At 66.8% G+C, this 15,151-nt stretch carries 11 protein-coding genes and 1 pseudogene; 9 read left to right on the top strand and 3 right to left on the bottom strand.

From position 1 onward, the window contains the following. Nucleotides 1–183 precede the first annotated feature (183 nt). The 9 genes and pseudogenes from sppA to ACFLEY_RS46760 all read left to right on the top strand — a co-directional run bounded on the left by sppA (nt 184) and on the right by ACFLEY_RS46760 (nt 8,049). Nucleotides 184–1,164, top strand: coding sequence for a signal peptide peptidase SppA (gene sppA / locus ACFLEY_RS46800; RefSeq protein ID WP_028172493.1), 981 nt, complete (start codon nt 184–186; stop codon nt 1,162–1,164). A gap of 171 nt (nt 1,165–1,335) precedes the next feature. After that, on the top strand, nt 1,336–1,641 hold the full coding sequence (locus ACFLEY_RS46795; protein WP_008539997.1) for an integration host factor subunit beta: 306 nt from the start codon (nt 1,336–1,338) through the stop codon (nt 1,639–1,641). A gap of 71 nt (nt 1,642–1,712) precedes the next feature. Beyond that, complete coding sequence (locus ACFLEY_RS46790) at nt 1,713–2,105, top strand: lipopolysaccharide assembly protein LapA domain-containing protein (RefSeq protein ID WP_060909561.1); 393 nt, start codon at nt 1,713–1,715, stop codon at nt 2,103–2,105. 66 nt (nt 2,106–2,171) lie between these two features. Beyond that, a complete protein-coding gene (locus tag ACFLEY_RS46785; protein ID WP_060909560.1) occupies nt 2,172–2,843 on the top strand; it encodes a phosphoribosylanthranilate isomerase in 672 nt (223 codons plus the stop codon). After that, a complete protein-coding gene (gene trpB / locus ACFLEY_RS46780; RefSeq protein ID WP_011083569.1) occupies nt 2,840–4,057 on the top strand; it encodes a tryptophan synthase subunit beta in 1,218 nt (405 codons plus the stop codon). The genes ACFLEY_RS46785 and trpB overlap by 4 nt, the downstream gene beginning before the upstream one ends. Beyond that, on the top strand, nt 4,054–4,890 hold the full coding sequence (trpA, locus tag ACFLEY_RS46775; protein WP_028172495.1) for a tryptophan synthase subunit alpha: 837 nt from the start codon (nt 4,054–4,056) through the stop codon (nt 4,888–4,890). The genes trpB and trpA overlap by 4 nt, the downstream gene beginning before the upstream one ends. Before the next feature lie 112 nt (nt 4,891–5,002). Continuing rightward, nucleotides 5,003–5,944 (top strand): acetyl-CoA carboxylase, carboxyltransferase subunit beta, encoded by a 942-nt coding sequence (gene accD / locus ACFLEY_RS46770; RefSeq protein WP_028172496.1) that lies wholly within the window; start codon nt 5,003–5,005, stop codon nt 5,942–5,944. Then, on the top strand, nt 5,941–7,284 hold the full coding sequence (locus ACFLEY_RS46765) for a folylpolyglutamate synthase/dihydrofolate synthase family protein (RefSeq protein ID WP_060909559.1): 1,344 nt from the start codon (nt 5,941–5,943) through the stop codon (nt 7,282–7,284). Before accD ends, ACFLEY_RS46765 begins: the two co-directional genes overlap by 4 nt. A 32-nt stretch (nt 7,285–7,316) precedes the next feature. Further along, nucleotides 7,317–8,049: pseudogene (locus ACFLEY_RS46760) on the top strand (metallophosphoesterase family protein). Between the two features lie 60 nt (nt 8,050–8,109). On the opposite strand, the gene trxA reads toward ACFLEY_RS46760, so the two are convergent. From trxA to addB, 3 genes are all read right to left on the bottom strand, one after another. Beyond that, nucleotides 8,110–8,430: a thioredoxin gene (trxA, locus tag ACFLEY_RS46755; protein ID WP_007598398.1), complete on the bottom strand. Its 321-nt coding sequence runs from the start codon at nt 8,428–8,430 to the stop codon at nt 8,110–8,112. Between the two features lie 69 nt (nt 8,431–8,499). Continuing rightward, nucleotides 8,500–12,009 carry a double-strand break repair helicase AddA gene (gene addA / locus ACFLEY_RS46750; RefSeq protein ID WP_060909558.1) on the bottom strand — a complete coding sequence of 1,170 codons (3,510 nt, stop codon included), beginning with the start codon at nt 12,007–12,009 and terminating at the stop codon, nt 8,500–8,502. After that, nucleotides 12,003–15,149: a double-strand break repair protein AddB gene (gene addB, locus ACFLEY_RS46745; protein WP_060909557.1), complete on the bottom strand. Its 3,147-nt coding sequence runs from the start codon at nt 15,147–15,149 to the stop codon at nt 12,003–12,005. Before addB ends, addA begins: the two co-directional genes overlap by 7 nt. Nucleotides 15,150–15,151: the final 2 nt, after the last annotated feature.

The following is a 15,151-nucleotide window of genomic DNA, read 5'->3' as shown; positions in this document are numbered from 1 at the left end:
CCCGGGTCAGCGCTCTGCGTCGCGGCGCTTGTCCGGGATGACGAGAAGCCTGTGACGGGGGCTCGGCCCGACCGGCACCAGCCTTGTTTTCTTCAAATTGCGCCGCAATTGATGTATCCAGATAAGCCGTTGGTCACGCCGTGACGGCACAACGCGCCTGGTCTTTCATTTGGAGATATTCCGATGTCGCTCGATTCGGACATCATCGTCGATCGTCGCAGGATCCGCCGCAAGCTGACGTTCTGGCGCGTCATGGCCGCGCTGATCGCGATCGCGGCGATTGCGGGCTTCGCGCTGATCGCGACGCCCGGTGCGCGCGGCACGTTCGCAGCCGCCGGCTCGATTGCGCGGGTCCAGATCGACGGCCTGATCCGCAGCGATTCCGATCGCACGCAGGCGCTGGAGCGGCTGGAGAATTCGCAGGCTGCCGCCGTCATCGTTCACATCAACTCACCGGGCGGCACCACCGCAGGCTCCGAACAGCTCTACGACTCGCTGGTCCGGCTCAAGGCGAAGAAGCCGCTCGTCGTCGTGGTCGAGGGTCTTGCCGCCTCCGGCGGCTACATCACGGCGATCGCGAGCGACCACATCATCGCGCAGCAGAGCTCGCTGGTCGGCTCGATCGGTGTGCTGTTCCAGTACCCCAATGTCACCGAGCTCCTGAAGACCATCGGCGTCAAGGTCGAGGAGGTAAAATCCTCGCCGCTGAAGGCCGCGCCCAACGGTTTTGAGCCGACCAGTCCCGAGGCGCGGGCCGCGCTCGACGCGCTGGTGAAGGACTCCTACGCCTGGTTCAAGGGACTGGTGAAGGAGCGGCGTGGCATGGACGACACGCAGCTCGAGAAAGTGGCCGACGGCCGCGTCTTCACCGGACGCCAGGCGATCGATCTCAAGCTGATCGACCAGATCGGCGACGAGAAGACGGCGGTGACCTGGCTGGTCGAGCAGAAGGGCGTCAAGAAGGGGCTTTCGGTGCGCGACTACAAGCTTCAGTCGCGCTTCGGCGATCTGCCGTTCCTCAAGACGGCCGCTGCCGTGACGCTGGAAGCGCTGGGTTTAGGCTCGATTGCGCATCAAATCGGGCAAACCGGCGTCGCGCAGGCCGTCGACCGGTTCGGAATGGATGGAATGCTGGCTTTGTGGCAGCCGGCTGCGTCAAACTGACTGGGACAGGCGAGCGCCTAAGGGTTTTCTCGTCTGGCGAGTGTCGGGGCAGCCTGCTTTTTTGGCATTTGTCACGCATTTTCACGACGCTCAACCTTGATTTAGCGTCTTGACAGATCACGGTATTTTCACGGAAATGGTCATCCGCACGCTTCCGGGTCCTATCTCTCGATGATCAAATCCGAACTTGTTCAGCGTATCGCCGAGCACAACCCGCATCTGTACCAGCGGGATGTCGAGAACATTGTGAATGCGATTCTCGAAGAGATCGTAGCGGCTCTCGCACGCGGTGATCGCGTCGAGTTGCGCGGCTTCGGTGCCTTCTCGGTCAAGCATCGCCCTGCACGCGCCGGGCGTAATCCGCGCACCGGCGCCCATGTACCCGTCGATCAGAAGAGCGTTCCGTTCTTCAAGACCGGCAAGGAAATGCGCGAGCGGCTGAACCGCGACCATCCGGATCCCGGCGCGGCAGACTGAGGCCGGCGTCAGGGTTTCCCGCGGTCGCTCAAGATGCGACCGGAAGCTTGATTCAAGGCGAGCGAAGCGAGATGCGAAAGTTCCTGACCGCGCTGATCGTGATTCCGCTGGGTCTGATCCTGGTGGTGTTCGCCGTCTCCAACCGGCATTTCGTCACGGTCTCCTTCGATCCCTTCGTCTCCGACGCCCCGTCATTGTCGGTCACGCTCCCGCTGTTCCTGGTGCTGATCCTGGTGGCGGCGCTGGGCGTCCTGGCCGGCGGATGTGCCGTCTGGTTCGGCCAGCGGCACTGGCGCCGCGCGGCCCGTCGGCATGAGGCGGATGCGCGCAGCGCCCGGACCGAACTGGCCGGCTTGCGGGCCCAGACGGCCGCGGCCAAGCCCGATTCCCAGCGCCTCCCCGCCCCCGTCGGGGTGGGCCTTTACGGGCCCGTCGGGCGAGACAAGCAGCGCGCGACGTTGTAGAAGCGGCCGCAACCGAAAACCCTGCTTTCCGGCCGCGGAGTTGCGGCCTTTACCTGCTTTGAGACCATGTCCCTGCTCGTCAAAATCTGCGGCCTGTCCACGCGCGAGACGCTCGAAACAGCGCTCGACGCGGGCGCCGACATGGTGGGGTTCGTGTTCTTTCCGCCGTCGCCCCGGCATCTGTCGCTGGAGCTTGGCCGCGATCTCGGCCGCCAGGTGAATCGGCGCGCAGTCAAGGTTGCGCTCACGGTCGATGCCGATGATGCCGCGCTCGACAACATCATGGACGCGCTGTCGCCGGATATTTTCCAGCTCCATGGCAAGGAGACCGTCGCGCGGCTGCGCGACATCAAGCAGCGGTTCGGCCGCCCCGTGATGAAGGCGGTGCCGGTCGCAACCTCAGCCGATCTTGCCGTGCTGCCCGGCTACGCCGCGGTCGCCGACCGCATCCTGTTCGACGCGCGCGCGCCGAAAGATGCGACGCGGCCCGGCGGCCTGGGCGCGCCGTTCGACTGGCACCTGCTCGAAAACCTCGATCTGAACTTGCCCTATATGGTCTCGGGCGGGCTTCACGCCGACAACGTCACTGAAGCCCTTCGCATCACCCGCGCCGGCGGCGTCGACGTGTCCTCGGGTGTCGAGCGCGCTCCCGGCGTCAAGGACCCCGAGCTGATCAAGGCCTTCATTCGCGCCGCGCGCGCCACCCAAGATGCAAGTCAAGAGTTGAGCGTCCGATGAACATCGCCAAACCAAACTCCTACCGCAGCGGGCCCGACGAGCGCGGTCATTTCGGCATCTTCGGCGGACGCTTCGTCGCCGAAACGCTGATGCCGCTGATCCTCGATCTGGAGAAGGCCTACACCGCGGCCAAGGCCGATCCGGCCTTCCAGGCCGAGATGAACGGCTATCTCAAGAACTATGTCGGCCGGCCCTCGCCGCTCTATTTCGCCGAGCGTCTCACCGAGCATCTCGGCGGCGCCAAGATCTACCTCAAGCGCGAAGAGCTCAACCACACCGGCTCGCACAAGGTGAACAACGTGCTCGGCCAGATCATGCTGGCGCGGCGCATGGGCAAGAAGCGCATCATTGCCGAGACCGGCGCCGGCCAGCACGGCGTCGCCACCGCGACGCTGTGCGCGCGCTTCGGCCTCGAATGCGTGGTCTATATGGGCGCCGTCGACGTCGAGCGGCAGCAGCCCAACGTGATCCGCATGGAGATGCTGGGCGCAAAGGTGGTCCCGGTGCAGTCGGGCACGCGCACGCTGAAGGACGCCATGAACGAGGCGCTGCGCGACTGGGTCACCAACGTGCACAACACGTTCTATTGCATCGGCACGGTCGCGGGCCCGCATCCCTATCCGACGCTGGTGCGCGACTTCCAGTCGATCATCGGCAACGAGACCAAGGCACAGATGCAGGAGGTCGAAGGCCGCCTGCCGGATTCGCTGGTCGCCTGCATCGGCGGCGGCTCGAATGCGATGGGCCTGTTCCATCCCTTCCTCGACGATCCCTCCGTCGAGATTTTCGGCGTCGAAGCCGCGGGCCATGGACTCACGCAGCTGCATGCGGCTTCGATCGCGGGCGGCCGTCCCGGCGTGCTGCACGGCAACCGCACCTATCTGCTGATGGACGCGGACGGCCAGATCCAGGACGCTCATTCGATCTCGGCCGGCCTCGACTATCCCGGCATCGGCCCCGAGCATTCCTGGCTGCACGAGATCGGCCGCGTGAATTATCTCTCCGCGACCGACGACGAGGCGCTCGCTGCGTTCCAGCTGCTGTCAAAGCTGGAAGGCATCATCCCGGCGCTCGAGCCCGCGCATGCCATCGCCAAGGTGATGGAGCTCGCGCCGAAGCGCGCAAAAGATCACCTGATGGTCGTCAATCTCTCCGGCCGCGGCGACAAGGACGTCCCGCAGGTCGGCGACATCCTGAGGGGCAAGAGCAAGTGACCACGCGTATCGACATCCGTTTTGCCGAGCTTGCGAAGCAGGGCCGCTCGGCCTTCGTGACCTTCCTGATGGCCGGCGATCCGGATCCCGCCACCTCGCTCGAGATCATCAAGGCGCTGCCGAAGTCCGGCGCCGACGTGATCGAGATCGGCATGCCCTTCACCGATCCGATGGCCGACGGTCCGTCGATCCAGGCGGCGGGCCTGCGCGCGCTCAAGGCCGGCATGACGCTGAAGAAGACGCTCGAGCTCGTGCGCGGCTTCCGCAAGGACGACAATGCGACGCCGATCGTGCTGATGGGCTATTACAACCCGATCTACATCTACGGCGTCGACAAGTTCCTTGTCGATGCCAAGACCGCCGGCGTCGACGGCCTCATCATCGTCGATCTGCCGCCGGAGGAGGACGACGAGCTCTGCCTGCCCGCGATGAAGGCCGGCCTGAACTTCATTCGCCTGGCGACGCCGACGACCGACGACAAGCGCCTGCCGGCCGTGCTCGCCAACACCTCGGGCTTCGTCTACTACGTCTCGATCACCGGCATCACCGGTGCTGCGGCGGCGGATTCCTCGGCGGTGAGCGAAGCGGTTGCCCGCATCAAGCGTCACACCAAGCTGCCGGTCTGCGTCGGCTTCGGCATCCGCACGCCGGAGACCGCGCGCGCCATCGCCTCGCATGCGAATGGCGCAGTGGTCGGCACGGCGCTGGTCGATGCGCTCAAGAACAGCCTCGATGCGGACGGCCGGGCCACCGCCAAAACCGTTAACGCCGTCGCCGAACTGACGGCATCCCTGGCCCAAGGCGTCAAAGGCGCACAACAGGCGGCGGAATAGGCCATAATTCCGCTATTGGGGCGGACGACACGGCGGCTTGCCGGGGCAGGGTCCGGCAGCCATATATCCCTTCAGGCGATCCCCGGAGCGGGATCGCACATCGGAGCAAACCATGAACTGGCTTACCAATGTGGTCCGGCCGAAGATCCGCAACATGCTGCGGCGGGAGACGCCGGAGAATTTGTGGATCAAGTGTCCGGATTCCGGGCAGCTCGTGTTCTACAAGGACGTCGAGGCCAACCAGTTCGTCATTCCCGGCTCGAACTACCACATGCGCATGGGCGCGGTGGCGCGTCTGAAGTCGATCTTCGACAACGAGACCTGGTACGACGTCGCGCTGCCCGAGGTCACGCCGGATCCGCTCAAGTTCCGTGACGAGAAGAAATACGTCGACCGCATCAAGGATGCCCGCGCGCGAACTAACCTCAACGACGCGATCAAGGTCGGCTATGGCAAGCTCGAAGGCGCCGCCGTCGTCATCGCCGTGCAGGATTTCGACTTCATGGGCGGCTCGCTCGGCATGGCCGCGGGCGAGGCCATCGTGCGTGGGCTCGAACTCGCGGTCGAGAAGAAGTCGCCGTTCATCGTGTTCGCCGCATCAGGCGGCGCGCGCATGCAGGAAGGCATCCTGTCGCTGATGCAGATGCCGCGCACGACCGTCGCGGTTCAGATGCTGCGCGAAGCAAAACAGCCCTATATCGTCGTGCTGACCAACCCGACCACCGGCGGCGTCACCGCCTCCTACGCGATGCTGGGCGACGTGCAGATCGCCGAGCCCGGCGCGCTGATCGGCTTTGCCGGCGCGCGCGTGATCGAGCAGACCATCCGCGAGAAGCTCCCGGAAGGCTTCCAGCGCGCCGAGTACCTGAAAGAGCACGGCATGGTCGACATGGTCGTGCATCGCCACGATTTGCGCCCGACCCTGGCGCGGCTCTGTCGCCTGTTGACCAAGGCACCGGCGCTGGAGACCGCGTCGAAATCGGTGCAGCCTGTCGTCAGCCCGGCGCAGATCGTATCGGCTTCCGAGACGGCGCCGGCCGCGCCGCACGCGTGAACGCGTCTCCTGACAGCGCAAAGCCGCCGCTCGGCGAATTGATCGGGCGGCTGTCGGCCCTGCATCAGAAGCGCATCGATCTCGGGCTGGAGCGGATGCATCGTCTGCTCGATCGGCTCGGCCACCCCGAACGCAAGCTGCCCCCGGTGATCCACATCGCCGGCACCAATGGCAAGGGCTCGACGCTCGCTTATCTGCGCGCGACGCTGGAAGCGGCAGACCTGCGCGTCCACGCCTACACCTCGCCGTATCTGGTCCGCATCAATGAATGTTTCCGGCTCGGTCGCCTCGGTGGCGGCGTGCTGGTCGGCGACGACGAACTGCGCGCCGCACTGGAAGAAGTCGAGCGCGTCAATGCCGGCGAGCCTGCCACCGTGTTCGAGCTGAAGACGGCTGCCGCGTTTCATCTGTTCGCGCAGAATCCGGCCGATGCGGTGCTGCTCGAGGTCGGCCTTGGCGGCCGGCTCGATTCGACCAATGTGGTCGATACGCCGGCGGCCACCGTGATCACGCCTGTGAGCATGGACCACACGGACTTCCTCGGCGATACGCTGACCTCCATCGCCGGCGAGAAGGCCGCGATCATCAAGCGCGGCGTGCCCGTGGTTTGCGCCGAGCAGTCGGGCGAGGCGATGGCGGTGATCGAGGCGCAGGCCAAGCGCATGCGCGCGCCGCTGTTTGCCGCGAACGAGAGCTGGCACGTCAATGTCGAGCATGGGCGCCTGGTTTATTCCGACGATCGCGGCCTGATGGATCTCGCCGCGCCGCGCCTGTTCGGCCGCCACCAGTTCGACAATGCGGGGCTTGCGATCGCGACTTTGCGCGCGATTTCGACATTCAAGGTCAACCAGGCGGCGTTCGAAGCCGGCATCGTCGGTGCCGAATGGCCGGCGCGGATGCAGCGCATCACCTCGGGCGAGCTGCTCTCCTGGGGACCGCAGGGCTCGGAGATCTGGCTCGACGGCGGGCACAATGCGGAAGGTGGGCGCGTTGCGGCGGCCGCGCTCGGCGATCTCGAGGAACGGGTGTCGCGGCCGCTGGTCGTGATCGCGGGCATGATGGCCAACAAGGATGCGCAGGCCTTCCTCGCCAATTTCGCCGGCCTCACCCGTCACATCATCGCGGTGCCGATTCCCGACACCGAGAATGCGATGCCGGCCGACCGCCTCGCCGACGCCGCGCGCAGCCTCGGCATGCGCGTCGAGCCCGCGCCCGGCATCGAGGCCGCGCTGCGCGCCTTGTCTAAGCTCGCCTATGAAGTGCCGCCGCGTATCCTGATATCAGGCTCGCTCTATCTCGCCGGCCACGTGCTCGGTATCAACGGCACGCCTCCTGCATAGAGGTTGCGCAACACGGGCTACAGGAAGTGCTGATGCGTTTTGCCGCGATTGCCGACGTCCACGGAAACCATCTCGCGCTGGAGGCGGTGCTCGCCGACATCCGCGCGCAGGGCATCGCCGACATCGTCAATCTCGGCGACATGCTGAGCGGCCCGCTCGATGCGCGCCGGACCGTCGAGATCCTGATGCAGCTCGATCTTTTCCGGAGGACGATCGAGCAGGTAGCGGTCGTGATTGCCGAGCACATGCACGGCATCGCGTCCCGCCTACGAAGCGCTCAACGCCGCGCAGCTCGATTGGCTGCGGGCGCAGCCGATGACGCACGTGTATCGCGATCAGGTCTTTATGTGTCACGCGACGCCTGGCGACGATGAAGTCTATTGGCTCGACACCGTGCATCCCGACGGCACCGTCGCGCTATCGCCGCTCGACCGCATCGAGCAATTCGCGCAAGGCATCACGCAGTCGCTGATCCTCTGTGCCCACACCCATCTTGCCCGCGCGGTGCGGCTTCGCGACGGCCGGCTGATCGTCAATCCCGGGAGCGTCGGCAGCCCCGGCTATCGCGATGTGCATCCGTTCCCGCATGTCGTCGAAGCCGGCACGCCGGATGCGCGCTATGCGATCCTCGAGCCGACAGTCGGCGGGTGGCAGGTGACGTTTCGTCACGTGGCTTACGATCACGAGGCGATGTCGGAGCTGGCGCGCCGCAACAATCAGCCGGAGCTTGCGAACGCGCTCGCGACAGGCTGGATCAAATCGTGAAAAACAAAACGGCCGGCTCTCGCCGGCCGTTGCAGAATTCTCAGTCGGTCGCGACGCGGATCAGACCGCCGACGTGATCCACTGCTGAAGCTTCGCCTTCGGCGCCGCGCCGACCTGGCGGGAGGCCATCTCGCCGCCCTTGAAGATCATCAGGGTCGGGATCGACATCACGCCGTACTTCGACGCAGTCTTCGGGCTCTCGTCGACGTTGAGCTTCACGATCTTGACCTTGTCGCCCATCGCGCCGGCGATCTCGTCGAGGGCGGGTGCGATCATGCGGCAGGGGCCGCACCACTCGGCCCAGAAATCGACGACGACAGGGCCGTTCGCCTTGAGCACTTCGGCTTCGAAATCAGTGTCGGAAACCTTGCCAACGGCCATTGGAGTACCTCGTTCGGTTGAAAGAGAATCGGCGCGACCTGGAATCGCGCCGGGGATCATGGCGTCAACCTATGAACGGCCCCTTGCCGGGTCAAGGACGCTCACACTGAGATGAAGGGATGCCAGCGCCGCGTCCAGCGCGGGGGCTGAAATCTCCATATATTCAAGGGCCTCGGTCCAGAGCAGGACGGCTCTGACCGGCTTTTGGGGATAAAGCCGTGCCAGTACCGCCCGGTACAGCGCAAGCTGCCGGACATAGGCGACGGGCGCTTCCGCCGCGCTTTTGGGTGCCGCCTGGTTGGTCTTGAAATCGACGATCAGGACCTCGTCCGGACGAACGACCAGCCGGTCGATCTGCCCCGACACCAGCGCTGGAAGGCGGCCCGGCCGTTCCAGCCTGCCGACGATGGCGACCTCCGCCCGGCTGCCGGCGGCAAAGACCGGGGCAAAGCGTGGCTCGGCGATCAAGGCGAGCACCTTGTCGGCCAGCGCGGCGCGGTCGGCCTCGGCCCAGTCCGAGGCGTTGCGCGCCATGAAGCCGAGCGCGGCCTCGCGCCGGCGGTCGGCGACGATGTCGGGCAGCGACTGGAGCAGCCGGTGCACCAGCGTGCCGCGTTGCAGCGCGAGCGCGCGGGATTTGACCGATTCGCCTGTTCGCACGGCGCGGCCGTCCTCCGCAGACTGGCCGGAAGGGCGTACAGCGTCGTCGTCAAGCATCTCGCGCGGTGCCGGCGTCCGCAGCCAGTCCGGCAGAGCGACCGCGTGGTCTACCGACGTCGCGGGCGTCCCCATCGCGGCGACATCCTCCGGCCGGGCGAATCGCGTCACCTTGCCAAGCGGCGTTTCCACCGTCTGCTTCTCCAGGCCGGAGCCGGCGAGCCCGGTGTCGACCAGGTCGTACCAGCTCAGCTTGCGGACCGTCCTCATGTTGCCGGGCATGCAGCCGCCGACGATCAGCCGGTCGGCCGCGCGCGTCATCGCGACATAGAGCAGGCGGCGATATTCGTCCTCGGTCTCCTCGAGCATGGCCTTGCGCGCCTCGGCGACGGGCTTGGGATCGTCGGCCTTGCGGCCGGCCCACACCACCACCTCGCCGCCATTGCCGCGCGGCACCTGGATCAGCCGGACCCGCTGCGAGTCCGCGGGCGACGACGTGGTGTCGACCATGAACACGACGGACGCTTCCAGGCCCTTGGCGCCGTGCACGGTCATCACCCGCACCTCGTCGCGGGAGATTTCCATGTCGCGCTTCACCTCGGTGTCGGCCGAGCGCAGCCAGGCCATGAAGCCTTGCAGCGAGGCCGGCGCCTTGCGCTCGTAGTTCAGCGCCAGCTCCAGGAATTCGTCGAGCGCGTCATTGGCCTCGTGGCCGAGCCGGCGCAGGATGCGCGCGCGTCCGCCGTCGCCGCCAAGCAGCCAGGCGTAGAAGGCGAACGGTGTCTCCTCGCGCGCGCGAGTTTCGCAGGCCTCGAGCCGCCGCAGCACCGCGGCGAATTTCTCACTTCCGGCCGCATGCTCGCCGAGCGCCCGGCGTAGCGAGCCCTTGCGGCCCCAGGCAAGCGCAAACAAATCGTCGTCGTCGAGCCCGAACAGCGGGCTCTTCAGCGCGACCGCAAGCGCGAGGTCGTCCTGCGGGAGCAGCAGCGCGTCCGCAAGGTTCATCAGGTCGATGATGCCGATGTGCTCGGTGAGCTTCAGCCGGTCGGCGCCGGCGACCGGCACGTTGGCGTGCTTCAGCGCCTGGATCACGGCATCGAACGCGTTGCCGCGCCGGCGGACCAGGATCAGCATGTCGCCGTAGCGCAGCGGCCGCCGCTCGCCGTCATGTCCGGTGAGTGTGCCGCTTTCGACCAGCCGCTTGATCTCGGCCTGGATGCGGCGGGCGAGCTTGACCTCGGGGCTGGTGACGGCAACGCCGTCGAACGGCGCGCGCCAGCCCTCGATATCCTGCCTGTCGTCGGCTTCAGCCAGGTCCCACAGCTCGATCACGCTTGGCCCTGCATCGGCGAGCGCATTGTGCAGGGGATGGCCGATCTCGACCGAATGGATGCTCTTGTAGATCGCGGGGTCGCGGAAGACGTGGTCGACCGAGTGCAGGATCGCGGCGCCCGAGCGGAACGAATAGGTGAAGGCGACCGGATCGAATTTCAGCCCGGCGGCGGTGAACTTGCGGTGCAGCTCGCGCCGGCGCGCGTCGAATTCCCGGGGCTGCGCGCCCTGGAACGAGAAGATCGACTGCTTCTCGTCTCCGACGGCGAAGATGGTGCGGTTCAGCCCCTCGCGCGCGCCTTCGCCCGCGGTGAACTCGGAGATGATGTGCGCGACGATGTCCCATTGGCGCGGACTGGTGTCCTGCGCCTCGTCGATCAGGACGTGGTCGACGCCGCGGTCGAGCTTGTAATGCACCCAGCCCGAGGAGACGCGGTTGAGCATCGCCAGCGTTTTGTCGATCAAATCGTCATAGTCGAGCAGGCCGCGCTCCTGCTTCTCGCGCCGGTAGTTCGCGGCAGCAGCGGTCGCGATATGCAAGAGAGCCGCCGTGCGGTCACGCATGGTTACCGCGCGGCGCTTCTCGATCAATCCAGTGATGCGCTGGGCCTCGTTCTCGAACAGGCGGGCGACGGAGGGATTGTGATCGCAAAATTTCTTGGTCAGCACTGCCTTGCGCGGCAGCTTCTCGTCGGTGAGGAAGACGCCGAGATAGGCGTCGACCTGCGCGCCGCCCGAAAACGCCTTTGCCTCGCGGAGCCGGCTGGCCTGGTCGTTGTCGGATTTGCTGCCGTCTTCCAGCGCAAACGCGATGACGTCCCAGCGCGATCGCGGCAGGAACGGACCGTCGAGAATCTCCGTCTCGACGTCCTCGATGCGGTCGGCGGCGTCAACGCCCAGCACCGCCGCCATCTGCGCGGCGGCAGCTTCTGCGTTGCCGGCCTCGTCGGTCCAGGCCATGAAATGATCGCGGCTCAGACAGGCCTCGCGCACGACCTCCTTGAAGGTGACGTCGGCGGCGCTGGCCATCGCGGTCAGCTGCGCGCGGCCTGTGACCGTTTCCGGGTCGCGCGCGGCCTCCAGCAGCACCTTCAGATTGGCGCGCTCCATCATGTCGGTCTGGTCGCGCTCGTCGATGACGGAGAAGCGCGCCGGCACGTTGGCTTCGAACGGAAACTGCTGGAGCAGGCGCGTACACAGCGCGTGGATGGTCTGCACCTTCAGCCCGCCCGGTGTCTCCAGCGCGCAGGCGAACAGCTTTCGCGCATCGCGCCGTAATTTTCGATCAGGGTGCGGGATGCCGACCGCGCGGATCGCGGCATCGAGCCCTGTATCATCAAGCGTCACCCAATGGCCGAGCGTGGTGAAGACGCGCTCGGCCATGTTGGCGGCGGCGGCCTTGGTGAAGGTGATGCAGAGGATCTTTTCCGGCGGCACGCCCGACAGCAGCAGACGGATCACGCGCTGCACCAGCACGTGCGTCTTGCCCGAGCCCGCATTGGCCGACACGAAGGCCGATGCGGTCGGATCGGATGCACGCGCCTGCCTGGCGCGCACCTCATCGGGGATTGGGCGTGGCGCCTTCACCATTCCTCGATCCCCAATCCGCCGGCTGCCGACCACTCCTTGATGCGGGCGAGGTCGTCATAGGTGCCGTAGCGGTTGGACCACATCGGCAGGTTTAGCGAGGTGTAGGCCTGGTTCTCGTCCTCGAAGGCGCGGATCAGCGCTTCCAGCTTGGCCCGGGCCTCAGCGGCAGCAATATCCGGCGGCTGCGGTTCGTCGCCTTGCTTGTACTTGAGCTCGAGGATGCGCTCCTCGCCCGGCGGATTGTTGCCGCTGAGGCGGACATAGACGAGCTGGCTCACGGATGAGCCGGCGTCGATGTCGGGAAAGCCGCCTTCGCGCAGGATCGCCGCCTCCAGCGTGAGCTGCGGCGACAGGCCCATGCGGACCTGCTTGCCGGTCGGCGGCTGGCCGGTCTTGTAGTCGAGGATGGCGTAGCCGCCGCCCTGGCGGCGCTCGATGCGGTCGGCGCGCGCGGAGAGGCGGAAGCTGCGTTCATTGTCGAGCGTGATCGAGATCTCGCCGCGGGTCTCCGCGGTGATCGCCTCGACCACGTCGCGCCGTGCCGTTTCCCACTCGCCGAACCAGCGCGCGATGCGCTGGAAGCGCGGCCACCACAGCGCGCGCGCCTCGGGGCGCTCCATCAGCGGCGCGAAATGCTTTTCACCGATCGCGCGCAGCACGCGGGCGGGATCGTCGGGCAGGCGCGTCGCATAGCGTTCCGTGAATTCGCCGATCGCATCGTGGATCGCCGAGCCGCGGTCGGCGGCCGACAGCGGCATGTCGACGGGATCGAGTGCATCCAGCCGCAAGATGTGCTTGGCGTAGATCGTGTAGGGATCGCGCAGCCAGTCCTCGATCGCGGTGACCGACATCTTCAGCGGCCGTGTCGCGCGCGGCGGTCGCGGTTCGGGTTGCTTGATCGGCCTGACCTCGTCGGGCTGGTCCAGCCGATCTGCGAACCGCACGTATTTCTCGCCGGCGCGGATGGCCGCCTTCCAGCGATCGTCGCCCGCAACCGCCTCCAACCGATGCAGGAAGCGCGAAGCCACCGCTGGCGCGCCGCCGGCCTTGGCGGAATGGGTGAGGATCACCTCATCTCCGCCGAGCAGCTGCGCGAAATCGTGGGCGGAGAGGCCGATGCGGCGCTCCGGCAGATCGAGGCCGAGCTCGTGCCGCATCGGGCGGCTCAGCCAGGGATCGATGCGCGGCGCCGGCGGCCAGACGCCCTCGATCAGGCCACCGACGATGATGCGGTCCGCCTGCATCAGGCGCGATTCCAGCGGGCCGTAGATCTGGAGCCGCGCGCCCGGCTTGTCACGCCGCCGTACCGCGCGATCGCCGAACGCGGTCTGGAAGACATCAGGGTAATCAGGCAGCGGCACCATCAGTCCGCTGGTCGTGCCGCCGCGCAGGAGATCGTCGAAGGCGCTGGCGAGTGCGAGGCCCTCGCGCTCCTCGAAGGCCAGCGGGATGCCCTGCTCGTCGCGCGACAGCTCGATCATGATCTCGCGATGCCGGTGCGCGAGCTCGGCGAAGTCATATGGCTTTGACGACGCCAAACTCTCGATCGGCGCCAAGGCCTTCTGCAAGGCATCGATCAGGGCCTGGACGCGATCGAGATCCTCCGCCTTGAGGCGTGCGCGTGGCTCGGCCTTGTGGAGCGCGGAGACCTCGCTGCGCCACAGCTTGGCCAGTTCCTCGCGAAAGCGGTTGAATTCACGCAGCAGGCCTGCCGTGCCCGCGGGCGGGCGCGTGCCGCGCAAGACGGCGAGCTCCAGGCCTTCGATTGCCGCCTTCCAAGCGCCCGGCGCGCGGCCCAGCCGGCACAGTGGATGTTTCAGCATCGCCAGCAGCGTCGGCGGCTCCAATCCCTTGGTCGCCGCTTCGGCCGCAAGGCGCGCAAAAACGCCGGCGGATGTCTCCATCAGCACGTCGCCGCCGGAATCGTCGAAGGCGAGATCCCATCGGGTGAGCGCAGCCATCACACGGCGCGCCAGCGCGCGGTCCGGCGTGACCAGCGCCGCCGATTTGTCGAGGTGCCGCGCCTCGCGCATCGCGATCGCGATTGCCAGCGCTTCCATTTCAGGGTTGGGGGCTTCGACGACCGCGAGGTTTGTCATGCCGCCGGCGATCTTTGCCGCGACATCCGGCTGCTTCAGCCGGTCGTGCCAGACTTCCGTCTTGGCGGAGGGCCGCATCGATTCGGATGCGAGCAGGTCGCGGCCGCCTTCCGCCGGCGCTTGAAGCAGCTCGACGTCGCCGCGCTTGATGCCGAAGCGCTCCAGCAGCGCGTGCATGGCATATTGCGGATGGTTCGACGCCGGATGCTCCGCGAACTTGCCGAGCGCATCGCGCACGCCGCCGATGGTCCGCCAGGCATCCTCGTCGAGATCAGTGTCGAGGCCCGGCAGCACCACCGCGCCATGCGGCAGCGAGGCGACCGCATGCAGGAATTTTGCGGTGGCCGGCATCGAGCCGGTCGAGCCGGCCGCGATCACGGGCCCATGCGGATGCGCGGTCAGGCGCTTCGCTTCCGCCGCGATCAGGAGGTCGCGCCGCGCCGCGGGCTCGATCCTGTTGATCTCGGCGAGATGGCCGGGCCAGGCGATGCGGGCGATGCGCAGGAATTCGAGCGAGTGCTGCCAGTAGCGATCGAGCTGGTCCGGCACCAGACCATCGAGCGCGCTCCAGTCGACCCCGCGCGTCACCATGTCGTCGATCAGGCGCGCGAGATCGCCGGCGAGAGCCAGCGTCGAGGCGGGGCCGCCGACCACCAGCGGCGACAGCACCGGCCCCTTGGCCCAGGCCGCGACGAGCTGCGCCAGCGTCAGCCGTCGCTCGAGCTCGCCAAGGCGCGGCGGGATGTCGAGCGGCGTTGCGCCGGAAAACTGCTCGCCTTCATCGGCGAAGGCGAGCTCGTCCTCGTCGATGTCGCCGAGCGCGACGATGCGCGGCAGCACGACCGCGTCCGCCTTCATCTCGTCGAGGAAGATCTCCCACACGACACGCATGGCGCGCCGGGTCGGCAGGTACAGCGTGGCGTCCGCAAGCCGTGCCGGCTCCTTGCGCGCCTCGAATCCCGCGACCAGCCGGCCGTCGAGCAGGGCCGTGACGACCGTGCGCAGGAACGGAACTGAGATGGGAACACTGAAAACGCGCATCG

It is taken from the genome of Bradyrhizobium sp. YCK136 (assembly GCF_044570075.1).
In the GTDB taxonomy this organism is placed as follows: Bacteria; Pseudomonadota; Alphaproteobacteria; order Rhizobiales; family Xanthobacteraceae; genus Bradyrhizobium; species Bradyrhizobium diazoefficiens.
This window is presented reverse-complemented; position numbering and strand designations above follow the sequence as displayed.